This is a genomic window from Oleiphilus sp. HI0132 (assembly GCF_001635845.1).
Genome location: NZ_LWGJ01001760.1, coordinates 1 through 533, shown reverse-complemented (window position 1 = coordinate 533; position 533 = coordinate 1). Strand labels below are relative to the sequence as shown.

The window sequence follows — 533 nt, the reverse complement described above, 5'->3', positions numbered from 1 at the left end:
GCTTTAGATTGATCGTCTTTGGCTCACCATCAACCAAAGCAACCATATTAATACCAAATACGTTCTCAAGTTGAGTCTGGGCATAAAGGTTGTTCATGATCACTTCAGGCATTTCGCCACGTCGAAGTTCGATCACTATTCGCATACCTTCTTTATTAGACTCGTCACGAAGCTCGGTAATACCTTCGATCTTCTTGTCTTTAACAAGCTCGGCTATTTTCTCTATCAAACGGGCTTTATTAACCTGATATGGAATTTCTGTAACGACAATGCGCTCTTTTCCATTCTTATCGGTCTCGACCTCATAGCGCGCTCTTAAATAAATTTTCCCGCGGCCAGTCTGGTAAGCCTGGACTATCCCTGCACGACCATTAATAATCGCAGCGGTTGGAAAATCTGGACCTGGAATAATTTCCATCAACTCTTCACAGGTAATATCACTATTTTCCATCAGAGCAAGGCAAGCACCAACAACTTCAGTTAAGTTGTGTGGTGGAATATTAGTCGCCATACCAACAGCGATACCTGACGAG

The 533-nt window shown here is 43.0% G+C and carries 1 protein-coding gene; it reads right to left on the bottom strand.

Annotated elements, in window-relative coordinates; translation table 11 throughout:
- Positions 1-533 (bottom strand): DNA gyrase subunit A (locus A3766_RS26880; protein WP_304440987.1); only part of this gene is annotated, 533 nt, incomplete at both ends.